Annotated in this window: 14 protein-coding genes; 12 read left to right on the forward strand and 2 right to left on the reverse strand. The window is 71.8% G+C overall.

The features are described 5' to 3' along the window. Positions 1-86 precede the first annotated feature (86 nt). The 9 genes from ACTEI_RS02550 (at position 87) to ACTEI_RS02590 (ending at position 10932) form a co-directional block, all read left to right on the forward strand. A complete protein-coding gene (locus ACTEI_RS02550) occupies positions 87-1283 on the forward strand; it encodes a PP2C family protein-serine/threonine phosphatase (RefSeq protein ID WP_122976160.1) in 1197 nt (398 codons plus the stop codon). After that, on the forward strand, positions 1280-2881 hold the full coding sequence (locus ACTEI_RS02555) for a sensor histidine kinase (protein ID WP_122976161.1): 1602 nt from the start codon (positions 1280-1282) through the stop codon (positions 2879-2881). The genes ACTEI_RS02550 and ACTEI_RS02555 overlap by 4 nt, the downstream gene beginning before the upstream one ends. A 68-nt stretch (positions 2882-2949) precedes the next feature. Then, positions 2950-3330, forward strand: a complete 381-nt coding sequence (locus tag ACTEI_RS02560; protein WP_239082271.1) for a response regulator — start codon at positions 2950-2952, stop codon at positions 3328-3330. Then, the gene (locus ACTEI_RS02565; protein WP_122976163.1) at positions 3323-4141 is read left to right on the forward strand and encodes an inositol monophosphatase family protein; all 819 of its coding nucleotides are present in this window, start codon (positions 3323-3325) and stop codon (positions 4139-4141) included. The genes ACTEI_RS02560 and ACTEI_RS02565 overlap by 8 nt, the downstream gene beginning before the upstream one ends. A gap of 67 nt (positions 4142-4208) precedes the next feature. Further along, complete coding sequence (locus ACTEI_RS02570) at positions 4209-4982, forward strand: SDR family NAD(P)-dependent oxidoreductase (RefSeq protein WP_122976164.1); 774 nt, start codon at positions 4209-4211, stop codon at positions 4980-4982. Between the two features lie 64 nt (positions 4983-5046). Continuing rightward, positions 5047-6054, forward strand: a complete 1008-nt coding sequence (locus ACTEI_RS02575; protein WP_122976165.1) for a coiled-coil domain-containing protein — start codon at positions 5047-5049, stop codon at positions 6052-6054. Between the two features lie 675 nt (positions 6055-6729). Continuing rightward, on the forward strand, positions 6730-8241 hold the full coding sequence (locus tag ACTEI_RS02580; protein ID WP_122976166.1) for a fused MFS/spermidine synthase: 1512 nt from the start codon (positions 6730-6732) through the stop codon (positions 8239-8241). A gap of 156 nt (positions 8242-8397) precedes the next feature. Beyond that, positions 8398-10170: a serine/threonine-protein kinase gene (locus ACTEI_RS02585; protein ID WP_122976167.1), complete on the forward strand. Its 1773-nt coding sequence runs from the start codon at positions 8398-8400 to the stop codon at positions 10168-10170. Between the two features lie 36 nt (positions 10171-10206). Further along, on the forward strand, positions 10207-10932 hold the full coding sequence (locus tag ACTEI_RS02590; protein ID WP_122976168.1) for an SDR family NAD(P)-dependent oxidoreductase: 726 nt from the start codon (positions 10207-10209) through the stop codon (positions 10930-10932). A 103-nt stretch (positions 10933-11035) separates the two neighbouring features. Here the strand turns inward: ACTEI_RS02590 and ACTEI_RS02595 are convergent, their stop codons facing one another. After that, entirely contained in the window at positions 11036-11434 is a 399-nt protein-coding gene (locus tag ACTEI_RS02595) for a hypothetical protein (RefSeq protein ID WP_122976169.1), read from the reverse strand. A gap of 495 nt (positions 11435-11929) precedes the next feature. Between ACTEI_RS02595 and ACTEI_RS02600 the strand changes: the two genes are divergently transcribed. After that, positions 11930-14056: a RecQ family ATP-dependent DNA helicase gene (locus ACTEI_RS02600; RefSeq protein ID WP_122976170.1), complete on the forward strand. Its 2127-nt coding sequence runs from the start codon at positions 11930-11932 to the stop codon at positions 14054-14056. A 208-nt stretch (positions 14057-14264) separates the two neighbouring features. Here the strand turns inward: ACTEI_RS02600 and ACTEI_RS02605 are convergent, their stop codons facing one another. Beyond that, complete coding sequence (locus ACTEI_RS02605) at positions 14265-14720, reverse strand: GNAT family N-acetyltransferase (protein WP_122976171.1); 456 nt, start codon at positions 14718-14720, stop codon at positions 14265-14267. Positions 14721-14898: 178 nt separating this feature from the next. Here ACTEI_RS02605 and ACTEI_RS02610 point away from each other — a divergent pair, with 178 nt between their 5' ends. Both ACTEI_RS02610 and ACTEI_RS02615 read left to right on the forward strand, forming a co-directional pair. After that, positions 14899-15204, forward strand: coding sequence for a metal-sensitive transcriptional regulator (locus tag ACTEI_RS02610; RefSeq protein ID WP_122976172.1), 306 nt, complete (start codon positions 14899-14901; stop codon positions 15202-15204). 32 nt (positions 15205-15236) lie between these two features. After that, complete coding sequence (locus tag ACTEI_RS02615; protein ID WP_122976173.1) at positions 15237-15449, forward strand: heavy-metal-associated domain-containing protein; 213 nt, start codon at positions 15237-15239, stop codon at positions 15447-15449. The last annotated feature ends 395 nt before the right edge of the window (positions 15450-15844 follow it).

The raw sequence follows: 15844 nt of genomic DNA on the forward strand, positions 1-15844 counted from the left end.
GTCACGAGGTGGTGACCAGTGTTGTGTCACCGCGTCCGGTGGTACACGATTTCCGGGTCACATATGCGTCGAGTGGGGATTCTTAGATGACGGAGCGTTCGCTCGCACCCCGCGCGTACGTGGTGGACCAGCTGGAGCGCCTGCGCATCCTCCTGGTGGAGGACGACGAGGGCGACGCCTTCCTGGTCCGTGAGCTGCTCACCGAGGCCGGGGCGCCGTTCGAGCTCACCGTCGCGACCAGCCTCCGCGAGGCGCGCGACCTGATCGCCGGCGCCGAATGCGTGTTGCTCGACCTCGGCCTGCCGGATGCCGAGGGCATCGACGGGCTTCGCAAGCTGCTGGCCGTGGCCGGCGGTGCGGCGGTCTGCGTGCTCACCGGGCGCTCCGACGAGCACCTGGGCGTCCAGGCGGTCGCCGAGGGCGCACAGGACTACCTGGTCAAGGGTCAGGTCGACGGGGTCTGGCTGGTCCGGGCCCTGCGCTACGCGGTCGAGCGCAAGCGAGCCGACGAGAACGCCCGGCGGCTGCGCGAGGTGGAGCTGCGCCAGGAGGAGTCGGCCCGCCTGGAGCGGGGCCTGCTGCCGCAGCCGCTGATGCAGACCAGCGAGGTGCTGGTCGAGACGTTCTACCGGTCCGGGCGGGCAGCCGGCCTGCTCGGCGGGGACTTCTTCGACGTGGTGCAGATCGGCGAGGACAAGCTGCACGTGATCGTCGGCGACGTCTGCGGGCACGGCGTCGACGAGGCCGCGCTCGGCGTGGAGCTGCGGGTCGCCTGGCGGGCGCTGGTCCTCGCCGGGGTGCCGGAGGAGCAGGTGCTCGCGTCGCTGGAACAGGTGCTGATCTCCGAGCGGCGGGCCCGGGAGGTGTTCGCCACGGTCGCCTCGGCGGTGATCGACCTGCCCGGCAACCGTGCCACGGTACGCCTGGCCGGTCACCCGCCGCCCGTGGTGCTCGCCGGTGGCCGGGCCGCGCCGGTACACGCGCGTACCGGGATCGTGCTCGGGGTACGTCCTACCCCCACACCCGCTACCGAGCTGGAGTTCACCGGCGATGACTGGTCCCTGCTGATGTACACCGACGGTCTGATCGAGGGTCGTGCCGGCGCCGGCGACGAGCGCCTGGACGTGGACGGCCTGTGCAAGCTGCTGGACGAGCCGGCCGCGCGGCAGGTGCCGCTGACCCGGCTGCCGGCCTGGCTGGTCGGGCGCGCCGACCAGGACAACGGCGGCCCGCTCAGCGACGACGTGGCGATGCTGCTGATCTCGCGGGGTGGTGGGCGGTGAGCGCGCTCGGCGTACGCACCTGGACCCTGCGCGGCCGGATCGTCGCGCTGTGCGTGGCGGTCGGCGTCATCCTGGGCGCCCTCGGCGTCTTCGCCGCGATCACCGCCGCCGAGCACAACCGCCAGCTCGACGACGTGCTGAACCGGGTGGCCCCGATGCGCGCGGCCGGCGAGAGCCTGAGCACCGCGGTGGTCGACCAGGAGACCGGTGTCCGCGGCTTCGCGATCACCGGCCGGGACGTCAACCTGCAGCCGTACCTCCGCGGGTTGCAGGACCAGAACACCCAGATCGCCCGGATCGAGAGCTTCCTGCGCCCTGGCGACCGGGAGATCCGGGCCGGGCTGGACCAGGTGAAGGCGCGGATCGACGACTGGCACCGGGCGGTGGCCGATCCGGTCGTCGACACGGTGCGCACCAGCGGCGTGGAGGCCGCTCAGGTGCGCGTCGAGGCGGGCGGGACGAGCAGCTTCGACCAGGTCCGCGGCGCGATCGACCGGATGCAGGGGCACATCCAGGCGTTGCGGACCAGGAGCGCGGACGCGGCCAAGGAGTCCAGCCAGACCATGGTGGCCATCGAGATCGCCGCCGCCGCGATCATCGTGCTGGCCGGCGCGCTCCTGCTGCTCCTGCTGGACCGGCTGGTCAGCCGCCCGATCGTGGAACTGGCCGACCAGGTGCGCCGGGTCGCGGCCGGCGACTACGAGCGGCACATCGAAAGCCCGGTGGGCGCGCCGGAGCTGGTCCGGCTGGCCGGGGACGTGGACGCGATGCGTCAGCAGATCGCCAGCGAGCTGTCCGAGGTACGCGGCGCGCGCCAGCAGATCGAATGGGTCAACCAGCAGCTGCAGACCCAGGCCGAGGAGCTCACCCGGTCCAACCGCGACCTGGAGCAGTTCGCCTACGTCGCCTCGCACGACCTGCAGGAGCCGCTGCGCAAGGTGGCCAGCTTCTGCCAGCTGTTGCAGCGCCGCTACGCCGGCCAGCTGGACGAGCGCGCCGACCAGTACATCGGGTTCGCCGTCGACGGCGCCCAGCGGATGCAGCGACTGATCAACGATCTGCTGGCGTTCTCCCGGATCGGCCGGCTCACCAGCGGTTTCACCGACGTCGACCTGAACCGGGTGCTGGACGACGTGAAATCGCAGCTGGAGGCGCGGGCCGGCGCGGACGCCGAGATCACCTGGTCGCGACTGCCCACTGTGGAGGGTGAGGAGCCGCTGCTCACCACGCTGTTCGTGAATCTGATCGGCAACTCGCTGAAGTTCCGCCGGCCGGACGTGCCGCCCACGATCCGGATCACCGCGGAGCGGGACGGCAAGGAGTGGCGGATCAACGTGCGCGACAACGGCATCGGGATCGAGGCCGAGTTCGCCGACAAGGTGTTCGTGATCTTCCAGCGCCTGCACGCCCGGGACGCGTACGAGGGCACCGGCATCGGACTGGCGATCGTCAAGAAGATCGTCGAATACCATGGCGGGCGGATCTGGCTGGACGTCGACGTCACCCCCGGCGCGTCGATCTGGTTCACGCTCCCCGTGCTGATCGGCGCCGACGAGCCGGGCGAAGAGCAGGAGAGCCGAGAGGTGGTGGGCGCGTGAGCGTGGAGCGCGGGGGTGGCACCCCGATAGAGGTGCTGCTGGTCGAGGACGATCCCGGCGACGTCCTGATGACCCAGGAGGCCTTCGAGGAGCACAAGGTCCGCAACCGGCTGAACGTGGTGTCGGACGGTGCGGAGGCGCTGGCGTACCTGCGCCGCGAGGGACAGTACGCGGACGCGGTGCGCCCCGATCTGATCCTGCTCGACCTGAACCTGCCCCGCCGGGACGGCCGGGAGGTGCTCGCCGAGATCAAGAAGGACGACGAGCTGGGCCGGATCCCGGTGGTCGTGCTCACCACCTCGTCCGCCGACGAGGACATCCTGCGCAGCTACCAGTTGCACGCGAACGCGTACGTCACCAAACCGGTGGACTTCGAGCGGTTCATCGCGGTGATCCGGCAGATCGACGAGTTCTTCGTCAGCGTCGTGAAGTTGCCGCCGCGTGCTTGATCAGGTTTCCGCGCTCATCCGTGAGGTGGCCCAGACCGTCGTGCTGCCCCGCTTCCAGCGGCTCCGCGCCGACGAGGTGCACCAGAAGTCGCCCGGTGACATGGTCACCATCGCCGACCAGGAGTCCGAGCGGGCGCTGACCCGGGGACTGACCGCGCTGCTGCCCGGCTCCGTGGTGGTCGGCGAGGAGGCCGTCGCGGCCGACCCGGGCGTCCGCGACCGGATCGGCGCGGGTGGCGCCGTGTGGATCGTCGACCCGGTCGACGGCACCAACAACTTCGCCGCCGGGCGGACGCCGTTCTGCGTGATGACCGCCCTGGTCCGGGACGGGGTGACGGTGGCAGGCTGGATCCTCGACGTGATCGAGGACCGGTTGACGGTCGCCGAGGCGGGCGCCGGGGCGTACCGGGACGGGGTGCGGGTCAAGGCCCGCGCGGACGTGCCGGCCGCCGCTGACCTGCAGGGCGTGATCTCCCGCAAGTACCTCCCGGACGACTTCCGCGCCCAGGTCGACGTGCACGCCGGGGAACTGGGCGGATACACCGCCGGGCGGCACTGCGCCGGGTTCGAGTACCCGGCCATCGCCACCGACCTGCAGCAGTTCGCGATGTTCTGGCGGATCCTGCCGTGGGACCACGCGCCCGGCTCGCTGATCATCCGCGAGGCCGGCGGTGTCTCCCGGCACCTCGACGGCACGGACTACCGGCCGGTCAACACCCGCCGGGGCCTGCTCGTGGCGGCCAACGAGGAGATCTGGCAGACCGTGCACGGCACCCTGTTCCCGGACGGCCCTCCCCCGATCGGGGAGTGAGCCGACGCGCGTGGCGGATCTCACAGTGTGATCCGGTCCGGACAGTGGGCGATCTACCGTGCCCGGTATGACGTCGTACCTGGATGACCTTTTCGGGTTGACCGGTCGCAGCGCGGTGGTCACCGGCGGCAGCTCCGGGATCGGCCGCGAGATCGCCCTCGCGCTGGGTCGTGCCGGTGCGCGGGTGACGGTCGTCGCCCGGCGTCCGGAACCGATCGCCCAGGTGGTCGCCGAGCTGCGGCGATCCGGCGTCGAAGCCGGCGCGGTCACCGCGGACCTCGCCGACCGTGCCGCGGTGCGGACCGCGCTCACCGAGATCATTTCCCGGTACGGCGAACCGGACATCCTCGTCAACTCCGCCGCCGTGAACCTGCGCCCGCCGCTGGACGAGCTCACCGAGGACGTCTGGGATCTCACCCTGTCGGCCAATCTCACCTCACCGTTTCTGCTCGGGCAGGCGTTCGGGCCGGCGATGGCGCGGCGCGGCTGGGGCCGGATCATCAACATCGTGTCGCAGCAGGCGTTCCGGGCCTACGGCAACAGCGGCGCCTACGGCGCGGCCAAAGCCGGCCTGGTCGGGCTGACCCGCTCGCAGGCGGAAGCCTGGTCGCCGCACGGGGTCTGCTGCAACGCCATCGCGCCCGGAGTGGTGCACACCCCGCTGACCGAACCGGTCTTCGCCGATCCCACGAAAGTGGCGGCGCACGCCGCCCGCACCATGATCGGGCGTAACGGGCTGCCCGCGGATTTCGCCGGTTGTGCGGTCTTCCTGGCGAGCGCGGCGAGTCAGGCGGTAACCGGTCAGACACTCTTCGTCGACGGTGGATACTCGGCGACCTGATCGATCTCCCTCTTTCCAGGTCGGGCACGGTAAAGTACCCGCGCTCCCGACTTGGAGGTTTTCCGTGGCGGCCATCTCCCCGCGCCGGTGCACCGCCCTGCTCGCCCTTCTCGCGGCCGCGGTCACGGTCGTTCTCGTCGTGCCCGGGTCCCCGGCGTTCGCCGACCCGGAGGGCGGAACCAAGAAGCTGCGCGCCAACCTGGAGGCCGCCGCCAAGGGGTACGACCAGGCGAAGACGAAACTGGCCGCCTCCAAGAAACGGCAGACCCAGCTGACCGCCACGCTCAAGGCGGCGCAGGGACGGGCCGCCGCGCTCACCGAGCGGGTCGGGCAGGTGGCGAACCGGTCGTACCAGATGGGCCGGATCAGCACCGTGATGCTGCTGCTCAACAGCGCGTCGCCGGACAGCTTCGTGGAGCGGGTGCAGGGCCTGGACATGCTCGCCCAGGTGGACAGCAGCACCCTCGCCGACTACCGCGCCGACATCGAGACGACCAGGCGGGCGCAGGCCGCGCTGAACGCCGAGATCGCCGAGCAGAAGAAGCAGGTCTCGGTGATGGCGCGCAAGAAGAAGCAGGCCGAGCTCGCGCTCGCCGAGGTGGGCGGCGGGTCCGCCGGTGGCTTCGTCAACGCCTCCTCGGCAGCCGCGAAGCCGGCCCCGCGGAACTCCGACGGGTCGTGGCCGAAGGAGTCGTGCACCGTCGACGACCCGACGTCGTCCGGGTGCATCACACCCCGGACGCTGCACGCCTACGAGGAGGCGCGGGCGGACGGGTACAAGCACTACACGGTGTGCTGGAGCCAGCGGTCGTCCGGTGAGCACCCGAAGGGGCGGGCCTGCGACTTCTCCGCGAACGCCAGCACCTTCAAGGACGCGACAGCCACCGGCAGCGACAAGTCCTACGGCGACAGTCTGGCCGCCTACCTGGTGAAGAACGCCGACCGGCTCGGCGTGATGTACGTGATCTGGTACCGCCAGATCTGGATGCCCAGCACCGGCTGGCGCAGCTACAGCGCCAGCGGCGGCCCGTCCGTGGTTCATACCAACCACGTTCACCTCTCCATGCTCTGAGTCGTTCCGGTCCTGAGCCGTTTCGGTCCTGAGCTGTTTCGGTCCTGAGCTGTTTCGGTCCTGAGCTGTTTCGGTCCTGAGCTGTTTCGGTCCTGAGCTGTTTCGGTCCTGAGCTGTTTCGGTCCTGAGCTGTTTCGGTCCTGAGCTGTTTCGGTCCTGAGCTGTTTCGGTCCTGAGCTGTTTCGGTCCTGAGCCGTTTCGGTCCTGAGCCGTTTCGGCCCTGAGCCGTTCTCGGATGCCCGTCCCCGATCCGGGACGGGCATTCGGGCTTCCGTGGGCCCTCGGCTTCATCGCGGTTCGCGGGTGACGGGATGTGTCCGGTGCCGGGGTGCTCTTGGCGGCGAAGCTCGCCTGGCAGCGGAGCCTGTCTGGTAGCGGTGTGCGGCTGGCGCCCGTTGGTGTGCGGTCCGTCTCGCGCACCGTCGGGTTGGTGGTGTTGTCCGCCTCACGCACCGCGCGATCGGTGGTTGCTGTCCGCCTGGCGTGCCGTTCGTCCGGTGGTGCTGTCTGCCTCGCGTGCCGTTCGTCCGGTGGTCCTGTCCGCCTCGCGGATCGCCCCGGCTGGTGTGCCTGTCGCTGTCGCCGGGAGCTTCCGTCCGGGTCGGTGTCGTTGTCACCGGTGGTACAGCGTGGCGATGGAAGCGGACGCCGCCGGCGCCGGATAGCATCCCGGCGATGGAGACCGCGCCGCCCCGCGCCCTGCCGACGGCCCTCGCCAGCGCTCTCGCCTTCGGCGCCAGCGGCGCCGTCCTGGTCCTGGAGATCGTCGCTCTGCGACTGGTCGGCCCCTATGTCGGCGTCACCCTGCAGGTCAGCAGCTCGGTCATCGGTATCTCGCTGGCCGCGATCGCCTACGGTGCCTGGCTGGGCGGTCGCCTCGCCGACCGGTTCGACCCGCGCGTGCTGCTCGCCCCGGCGCTGATTCTCGGCGCCATCGGCACCGCCGTCACCCTGCCGTTGGTCCGCTGGGGTGGCGAGCTGCTGCGCGGCGGCGCCGCGCCGGCCGTGCTGCTGCTCGCCGCGCTGGCCGTCTTCCTGCCCGCCTTCGTCCTCTCCGCGATCCCACCGATGGTGGTGAAGTTGCAGCTCAGCAATCTGCGTGAGGCCGGAACCGTGGTGGGCCGACTGTCCAGCATCGGCACCCTGGGCGCGATCACGGCCACCCTGGGCACCGGCTTCGTGTTCGTCGCCGCGATGCCGAGCAGCGTGATCATCCTCAGCCTCGCGGGGCTGCTGGCGCTGGCCGGCCTGCTGCTCGGCGGGTGGCTGCGCCGCGACGAGACCCACCCCGACCTGCCCGGCTCGCCCCGTTTCCGCGCCATGCTGGCCACGATCGGCCTGCTCGGCGCCGGTCTGGGCGCCATCGCGCCGACGCCCTGCGACGTGGAGACGGCCTACCACTGCGCCCGGGTGGAGGCCGACCGTGACCATCCCGGCGGGCGGACCCTGATGCTCAACTCGGCGCCGCATTCCTACGTCGATCTCGACGATCCCCGCCACCTGGCGTTCGCATACGTCCAGTGGATCGCCGCGGTCGCCGACGTCCTGCGCCCGGCGGGCACCGCGATCGACGCCCTGCACATCGGCGGCGGGGGCTTCACCGTGCCCAACTACCTGCGAGCCACCCGGCCCGGCAGCGACCAGCTGGTCCTCGAACTCGACGGCGGCCTCGTCGAGCTGGACGAACGCCGGCTCGGTCTGGTCACCGGCGCCGACCTGAGGGTTCGGGTGGGCGACGCCCGGGTCGGCGTGGCCGGGCGTCCGTCCGCCGCTTACGACCTGGTGGTCGGCGACGCCTTCGGCCACCAGGTGGTGCCCTGGCACCTGGCCACCCGGGAGATGGCCGCGGACATCTCGCGCACCCTGCGCCCGGACGGTGTCTACGTCCAGAACGTGATCGACTATCCGCCCGACCGCTTCATCCGTGCCGAGCTGGCCACCGTCGCCGCCGCCTTCCCGCATGTCGCCCTGATCGCCCCGGAAGACGCCCTGGCCGGCAAGGTGGGCTCCAACTTCGTGATCGTGGCGTCCCGCAGCCCGTTGCCGCTGGCCGCGCTCGGTGCCCGCCTCACTCGGGTGGAGGAGCCGGTCAAGCTGCTCACCGGTCCCGAGCTGACCAGCTACGTCGCCGACGCCAAGGTCCTCACCGACGACTACGCTCCGGTCGACCAGCTCCTGCCCGGCTGATGGGTGCCCCCGGCGGGTGTGGTGCCGCTGGGTCACGCACAACCTCTCCAGGTGGGGCGCCGCACTATGGGCGTCTTTGGGCGGTCCGGGCAGCGAATCCGGGCGGGTTTTGGTGTGCGGCACCGGAGGATGAGCCGGTCGGGCGAGAATCGGCGCATGGTGCGTACGGAGCGAAACGGTCAGGACAGATCGCTTCGTATCGCCGGGCGGTACCGCCTCGTCGAGAAGCTCGGTACCGGCGGCATGTCGGTGGTCTGGCGCGGTTATGACGAGACCCTGGGTCGCGAGGTCGCGGTCAAGGTGCTCGCGCCCGCGCTGGCCGAGGATCGCACGTTCCGTGACCGTCTCCGCCAGGAGGCCCTGGCTGCCGCCCGGCTCTGTCACCCGCACATCACCGGCGTCTACGACTTCGGCGAGGCCCTGCTCTCCGAGCACCTGACCGTTCCGTACGTGGTGATGGAGCTCAACGACGGGGAGTCGGTCGGCGCCCGGCTCGGCCGGCAGGGCTCCCTGGACTGGCGTGAGGCCGTGATGGTCTGCTCCGAGGTCGCCTCCGCGCTGGCCACCGCCCACGCCCGTGGTGTCGTGCACCGTGACGTGACCCCGGCCAACGTGATGCTCACCGGGGCCGGCGCGAAGGTGGTCGACTTCGGTATCTCGGCGGTCGTCGGTCAGCGCGACGCCGGCCCGGACGGCAGCCTGCTGGGCACCCCCGCGTACCTGGCCCCGGAACGCCTCGGTGGCGCCCCGGTCTCCCCGGCCACCGACGTGTACGCCCTCGGCCTGCTGCTCTACCGGGCACTGACCGGCCGGATGCCCTGGCCGGCCGAGAACACCGCGGAAGCCCTGCGCGCGCACCTGTACGCCGCCCCCGCCCCGGTCCCCGACCTGCCCGGGATGCCGGTCACGGTGGCCGACCTGTGCCTGCGCTGCCTGGCCAAGGATCCGGCGGACCGGCCGCCCTCCGCCGAGCTGGCGCGTGCGCTCGCGGCCACCGTGGGCGTACGCCCGATCATCCCGCCGTTGCGTCCGGGGGAGCAGCCGTCGGTGCCGGCCGCACGCGCGGTGGTGCCCGCTCCGGACTCCGCGGACGGGCGCCGGCGCCCCGGCCCTACCCGGGTGCTCCACCTGCGTCTCCGCGCCGGCCTGCGGATCGGCGTCGCGCTGCGGATGGGGAGTGTGCGGCCGCTGGGCGGTGGTCTCTTCGTCGGCGCCCGGTTGCGCCGGGCCCGGGCGATCCGGGCCTGGATGCGGCGCCGCCCGGTCGGCGTCCGGAACCGGTTGTCCGTGGTGGCCGCCGTGGCCACCGTGGTGATGCTCGCCGGCAGCGCGCTGAGCTGGTCGGGCCGGCGGGAGGCCGCGGACGCCGACCGATCGAGCGCCTCCGTCGCCGGACCCGCGCCCGGCGGCGCCATGCAGCGGATCCGCTGCTCGGTCAGGTACCAGGTGCAGCGCGATTCGGGTGGGTCCTTTCAGGCTCGACTGACCGTGCGAACCACCGCCGGCCCGGGGGGCTGGCGTGTCGAATTCGCCTTCCCGGGCAGTCAGCGGCTCGCCGGCTCCCCGAAGGCCGTCTCCCAACGGGGCAGGAACGTCGTGGTGCACGGCGAGGGCCGGGGCCGGGTGCTCACTCTGCGCGGCGGCTACCGCGACCGCAACCCGCTGCCGCTCACCTTCGCCATGAACGGGCACCCGTGCCGGGTGGAGGTGCTGGGCGGCGTGAACGTGCCCGCCCCGATGAAGGACGACTCGGTGAGTGCTGCCTCGGCGGAGCGGCGCCGGGCGCCGGAGCAGACGGTCCGTAAGCGCAAGCGCGCGTCGTCGCGCCATGGCGGCGCTGTCCGCAGGCAGATGACGCCGTCTCCAGCGGGCCGCCCGGCCGGCTGGCCGGCCAGGCAACGGACCGGCGGGTTCTCCCTGGCGCTTTGAATTCCTCCCCGAGGCCGCGTCGATAGGGTCGAAATCATGACAAGACTGGCAGTGGTCACCGGTGGTGGCACGGGGATCGGCAGAGCGACAGCCGGGATGCTCGCGGGCGAGGGCTACGACGTGATCATCGTGGGCCGTCGCGCCGAGGTGCTGGCCGACGCGGTGAAGTGGATCGGCCCGCAGGCCTCCGCGGTCACCGCCGACGCCGCCGATCCCGCGCAGGTCCCGAAGGTGGCCGAGGCGGTCGCCGGCCGGGCGGTGGACGTCCTGGTCAACAACGCCGGCGCATACCTCACCGGGGACGAGAGCAGCCTTGCCGGGGTGGCCGCACGCTGGCGGGCCAACCTCGACTCGAACCTGCTGACCGCGGTACTGATGACCACCGCGCTGCTGCCGCTGCTCCGCCGGCCGGGTGGCAAGATCATCCTGACCAGTTCGATCGCGGCCCAGCGCGGTGGTGGCGGGCCGTACTCCGCGGCCAAGGCCGCCTTGCACGGATACGCCCTGGACCTCGCCACCAACCTGGGCGCCGAGGGCATCACGGCGAACGTGATCGCGCCCGGTTACGTCATCGACAGTGAGTTCTTCGCCGGCCGGACGACACCCGAGGAGCACGCCGCCAGGGTCGCCGCCACGCTGGTCAAGCGGGCGGGGGAGTCCGAGGACATCGCCGAGGCGGTGCGCTGGCTGGTCGGCCCGGGCGGCGGATTCGTCACCGGGCAGGTCATCAACGTCAACGGTGGCTCGGTCCTGGGCCGCTGACCCCGCCATCCGCGCCTTCACGGGACCGCTCCTGCCCGGCGGGGCATTCGCCGGCCGAGGCTCCGGAGGCGGCGAACACCGTGGATCGCCCCTGTTCGGCGGATCATTCGCTCTCCCCGGCGAACCCGTTCTCGTGCGGCCGATCCGGCCGGAAACGTAAACCGGACCAGCGGTCATCGATGGCGATCTGCTCGCCCGGACGCATGCCGAAGTCCGCCGCGATGGGCCCCAGCGTGTCCGGACCGACGCCCGCCTCGGCGCTCTTCGGATAGGCGATCCAGAACGCCCCGGGTTTGTCCAGGTCGGCCCGGTGCTCGGCGAGTTGCTGCCGGACGCTCGCGGCATCCTCCGCGAACAGCACGGCGGTGCCGGCGGTGGCCAGCGACCCGCACTCCCGCACGCCCTGGGGCATCGGCGTGAGCAGCGGGAGGTGGGCCGGCTGGTTGAGCCAGACGGTGGAGTTCGGTTTGATCAACAGCTTCTCGGCGATCGTTTCGCTCATGTCCTGAGACTTCCATCCAGATGCTGGCCGGGGTCGGGGTTTGCGGCGAAGCCGGCTGCCGGCGGGCTGGTGCCCGCGGCCACCGGCCCGCCGCGCGGCCGGGCACCTGGTGGCGGCCGCGCTCCGGCGCCACGGTCGCCCGGCCGGAGTCGCCGGCGCCGGCCTGGTCGGGGCGCTGCCCGCATGGCTTCCTCCTGCCGCTCGACTTCGGGTGCTCCGGCAGCTTGGCGCAGGACGGCTGCGGGCCGCTCGACTTTCTGCGCGCCCTGTGGACGACGCCGAACTGTGGATGGCTGCGGGTTCTGTCGGTGCTGGCTGGTAGGGACGCTGAACCGTGGGTGCCTGCGGGTTCTCTCGGTGGCGGCGGGTAGGGACGCCGCGCTGTGGGCGACCGCGGGGTCTGTCGGTGCGGCCTGGTGAGGACGCCGGGCTGTGGATAACTCCGGTTCTGTCGGTGCGGGCTGATAGACATGCCGGGTGACCGAGACGACGCGAATGACAGCCGGTGCGGCGCAGCGGGCGAGCGTGCGCGAGCGTGCCGAGGAGGTGCTGCGCCGCCTCGCCGGTGAGCACGCGCGACTGCGTGAGGACCAGTGGCGCGCCATCGAGGCACTCACCGTGGACCGCCGCCGGGTGCTCTGCGTCCAGCGCACCGGGTGGGGCAAGTCAGCGGTCTACTTCGTGGCCACCGCCCTGCTGCGGGCGGACGGGTCGGCCGGGCCCACGGTGATCGTGTCCCCGCTGCTGGCCCTCATGCGCAACCAGGTGGACGCGGCCGCGCGGGCCGGCATCCGGGCGCGCACGATCAACTCGGCCAACCTGGACGAGTGGTCCGAGATCGAGCAGGAGATCCGGGCCGGCTCGGTGGACGTGCTGCTGATCAGCCCGGAGCGGCTGAACAACCCGGACTTCCGCGACAACGTGCTGCCCGGCCTGGCCCACAGCACCGGCCTGCTCGTGGTCGACGAGGCGCACTGCGTCTCCGACTGGGGCCATGACTTCCGGCCGGACTACCGGCGCCTGCGGACGTTCCTCGCCGGGCTCCCCACCCGGACACCGGTCCTTGCCACCACCGCGACCGCCAACGCCCGGGTCACCGCCGACGTCGCCGACCAGCTCGGCGACGCCCTGGTGCTGCGTGGTCCGCTGGACCGGGACTCGCTGCGCCTGGCGGTGCTGCGCCTGCCCGACCCGGCACACCGGCTGGCCTGGCTCGCCGACCACCTGGAACGCCTGCCCGGCTCCGGCATCGTCTACACGCTGACCGTCGCCGGGGCCACCGAAACCGCGGATTTCCTGCGCTCCCGAGGCTTCCCGGTGGCCTCCTACACCGGCCAGGTGGAGGACGCCGAGCGCCGCGCCGCCGAGCAGGACCTGTTGGACAACAAGATCAAGGCGTTGGTGGCGACGTCGGCGCTGGGCATGGGCTTCGACAAGCCGGATCTCGGGTTCGTCGTGCACCTGGGCGCTCCGAACTCGCCGATCGCGTATTACCAGCAGGTGGGCCGAGCCGGCCGGGCCGTCGAGCACGCCGAGGTGGTGTTGCTGCCCGGGCCGGAGGATGCAGCGATCTGGCGGTACTTCGCCTCGCTGGCCTTCCCGCCCGAGGAGCAGGTGCGGTCGGTGCTGACCCAGCTGTCCGCTGATCGGCCGATGTCGACCCAGGCCCTCGAGCCGCTGGTCGACCTGCGTCGTAACCGTCTGGAGCTGATGCTCAAGGTTCTCGACGTGGACGGCGCCGTGCGCCGCACCCGCGGGGGCTGGCTCGCCACCGGCGAGCCGTGGACCTACGACACCGCCCGGTTGCGGCGCGTCGCCGAGGCGCGGGAGGCCGAGCAGCAAACCATGATCGACTACGCTACGACGCCCGCCTGCCGGATGGAGTTCCTCCGCCGTTGTCTGGACGATCCGGAGGCGGCCCCGTGCGGGCGGTGCGACAACTGTGCCGGTCCACTCTTCGACGCCGAGGTGTCGTCCGGCTCGCTGGCCGCGGCGGAGGCGTTCCTGGGCCGGCCCGGGGTGGAGATCGCGCCGAAGAAGATGTGGCCGACCGGGATGGCGGCGGTCGGCATCTCGCTGAGGGGCAAAATCGATCCGGCTGAGCAGATCCAGCCGGGACGCGCCGTCGGCCGGCTGTCCGACCTGGGTTGGGGTGCCCGGCTGCGCGGCGTGGTCGGGCCGGAGTCGCCGGATGTGCCGATCCCGGCCGAGCTGGCCGCCGCGGTGGTCGAGGTGCTCAAGGCGTGGGCGCGCGGCGAGGACGCCTGGCACCAGCGTCCGGTCGGGGTCGTGGCGGTGGGCTCACGCCGTCATCCACAACTTGTCCACAGCCTGGCCGAGCACATCGCGACGGTCGGGCGCCTGCCGTTGCTCGGAGCGTTGAGCTCGGTGCGATCGGGTGCCGAGACGTTCCGCGGCAACAGCGCCCAGCGGGTCCGGGCCCTGCACGACGCGTTCGGCGTGCCGTCCGAGGTCGCCGCGGGCATCGACGCGCGCCCGGGCCCGCTCCTGCTCGTCGACGACCTGGTCGACTCGGGCTGGACGATGACCCTGGCCGGCCGCGTCCTGCGCCAGGCCGGCGCGGAGTCGGTCCTCCCACTGGCCCTTGCGGCAGCCGGCTGACGGGCTGACCCTTGCCGTAGCCGGCTGACCCTTGCCGTAGCCGGCTGGCGAGGCCGCAGCAAAGGCGAGGCCGCAGGAAAGACGAGGCCGCAGGAAAGACGAGGCCCGGGAGAACGTGTGCATGGATGGCTGAACGGAGCCGGGGCGCCGCAGCCGGTCCAGCTGTGGGATCAGGCCCGGTGAGAAATGCTGATGAACATCGTCTCTGTCAGTGGTGGCCCAGGATCGCGGCGCGGGTGGGGCGGTGGTCGATCTCCATGAAGCGGTGCGCTCCCTCCAGCGGGGTGAAGCCGGATCGGCGGTACACCTCGTGAGCGTCCTTGGTGGCCAGCAGAAGGCGAAGGACGCCCCGCCCGGTCAGGTCCTCGATGATGCTGTCGATCAGCCATCCGCCCAGGCCGCGACCCCGGTGCTGCCCATCCACGAAGACATCGCAGATCCAGGCGAAGGTGGCCCCGTCGGTGACCACCCGGGCGAAGGCGACCTGCTGATCGCCGGAGAACACCGAGTACGGCAGCGAGCCCGCGATCGAGCGGCTGACCACGTCGTGCGATCGACCGGCCGCCCAGTACGACTCCCGGTCCAGCCATTGATGCACCCGATCGACATCGACCCGGCTCGCGTCATCGGTCAGGACGTAGCCGTCCCGTTCGCGGTCTCCCACAGCGTCACTCCTTTACCACTCCCGTATTCACGCGCATCGTGCCACGGCATCCGGTCCACCCGGCCAACGCTTTCCCACCACGCGGCGAAGGAGAGGGGCGGAACCCGGTGACGCGGTCGCCGGCGGTCAACCCGGGGCGCTTCGGCGAAGGTATACCGCCGGGGGGTATTCTGGACGCATGTCCGAAGAACCGACCCCGCAGCATGGACCGCACGGTTACTCCGGTGACAAGGCAGCGCTGCTCAGCCGCCTGCGCCGGATCGAGGGCCAGATCCGCGGCCTGCAGCGGATGGTCGACGAGGATACGTACTGCATCGACGTCCTGACCCAGATCTCCGCGGCGAAGAGCGCGCTCCATTCGGTTGCGGTCGGACTGCTGGAGGATCACCTGGCCCACTGCGTCGTCGACGCGGCCCGTGCCGGAGACCCGTCCGCCAAGGTCAAAGAGGCATCCGACGCGATCGGCCGGTTGATCCGGTCCTGAGCCGGCAGAGGGCTTCCCAGAGAGGATTCATCATGGCTGTGACCAGCACCTACACCGTCAAGGGCATGACCTGCTCACACTGCGTCAACGCGGTGACCGAGGAACTCTCGGCGCTGCCGGGGGTCGCTGACGTACAGGTCGACCTCGGGTCCGGCGGGGTGACGGTGACCAGTGAGGAGCCGCTCGCCGACGACGCGGTGCGCGCGGCGGTCGACGAGGCCGGCTACGAGCTCGCGGATGCCTGACCGCCCCGCCGCGAAGTCCGCAGGCCCCGCGGTGGACGGGCCGGCGCCGGGCGCACGGGACACCGCGGCCGAGGCAGCGGCCGAGCCGCGGACCGGCGGCGAGACGGATCCCGAGCCCGAGGGCGCGGCCGAGCGGAAGACCGCCGGTGGACCGGGCCCGGCGAAACTTGAGGTTGCCGGCGACCTGGCGGCGGAGGATGGGGCTGCGGCGATCCCGCAGGCTGCCGGCGGCCCGGGTGCGGCGGCAAGGCGGGAGCCGGTCGACGACCAGGCGGCGCAGCGTGAGGCCGCGGCTGAGCGGGAGGCCGGCAGCGGGCGGGGAGCCGCATCTTCGCAACAAGGGGCGACAGTCGCGGAAGCGACAGCCGCCACCACCCCCGGTCCGGTAGAGACGG

The organism is Actinoplanes teichomyceticus ATCC 31121 (assembly GCF_003711105.1).
In the GTDB taxonomy this organism is placed as follows: domain Bacteria; phylum Actinomycetota; class Actinomycetes; order Mycobacteriales; family Micromonosporaceae; genus Actinoplanes; species Actinoplanes teichomyceticus.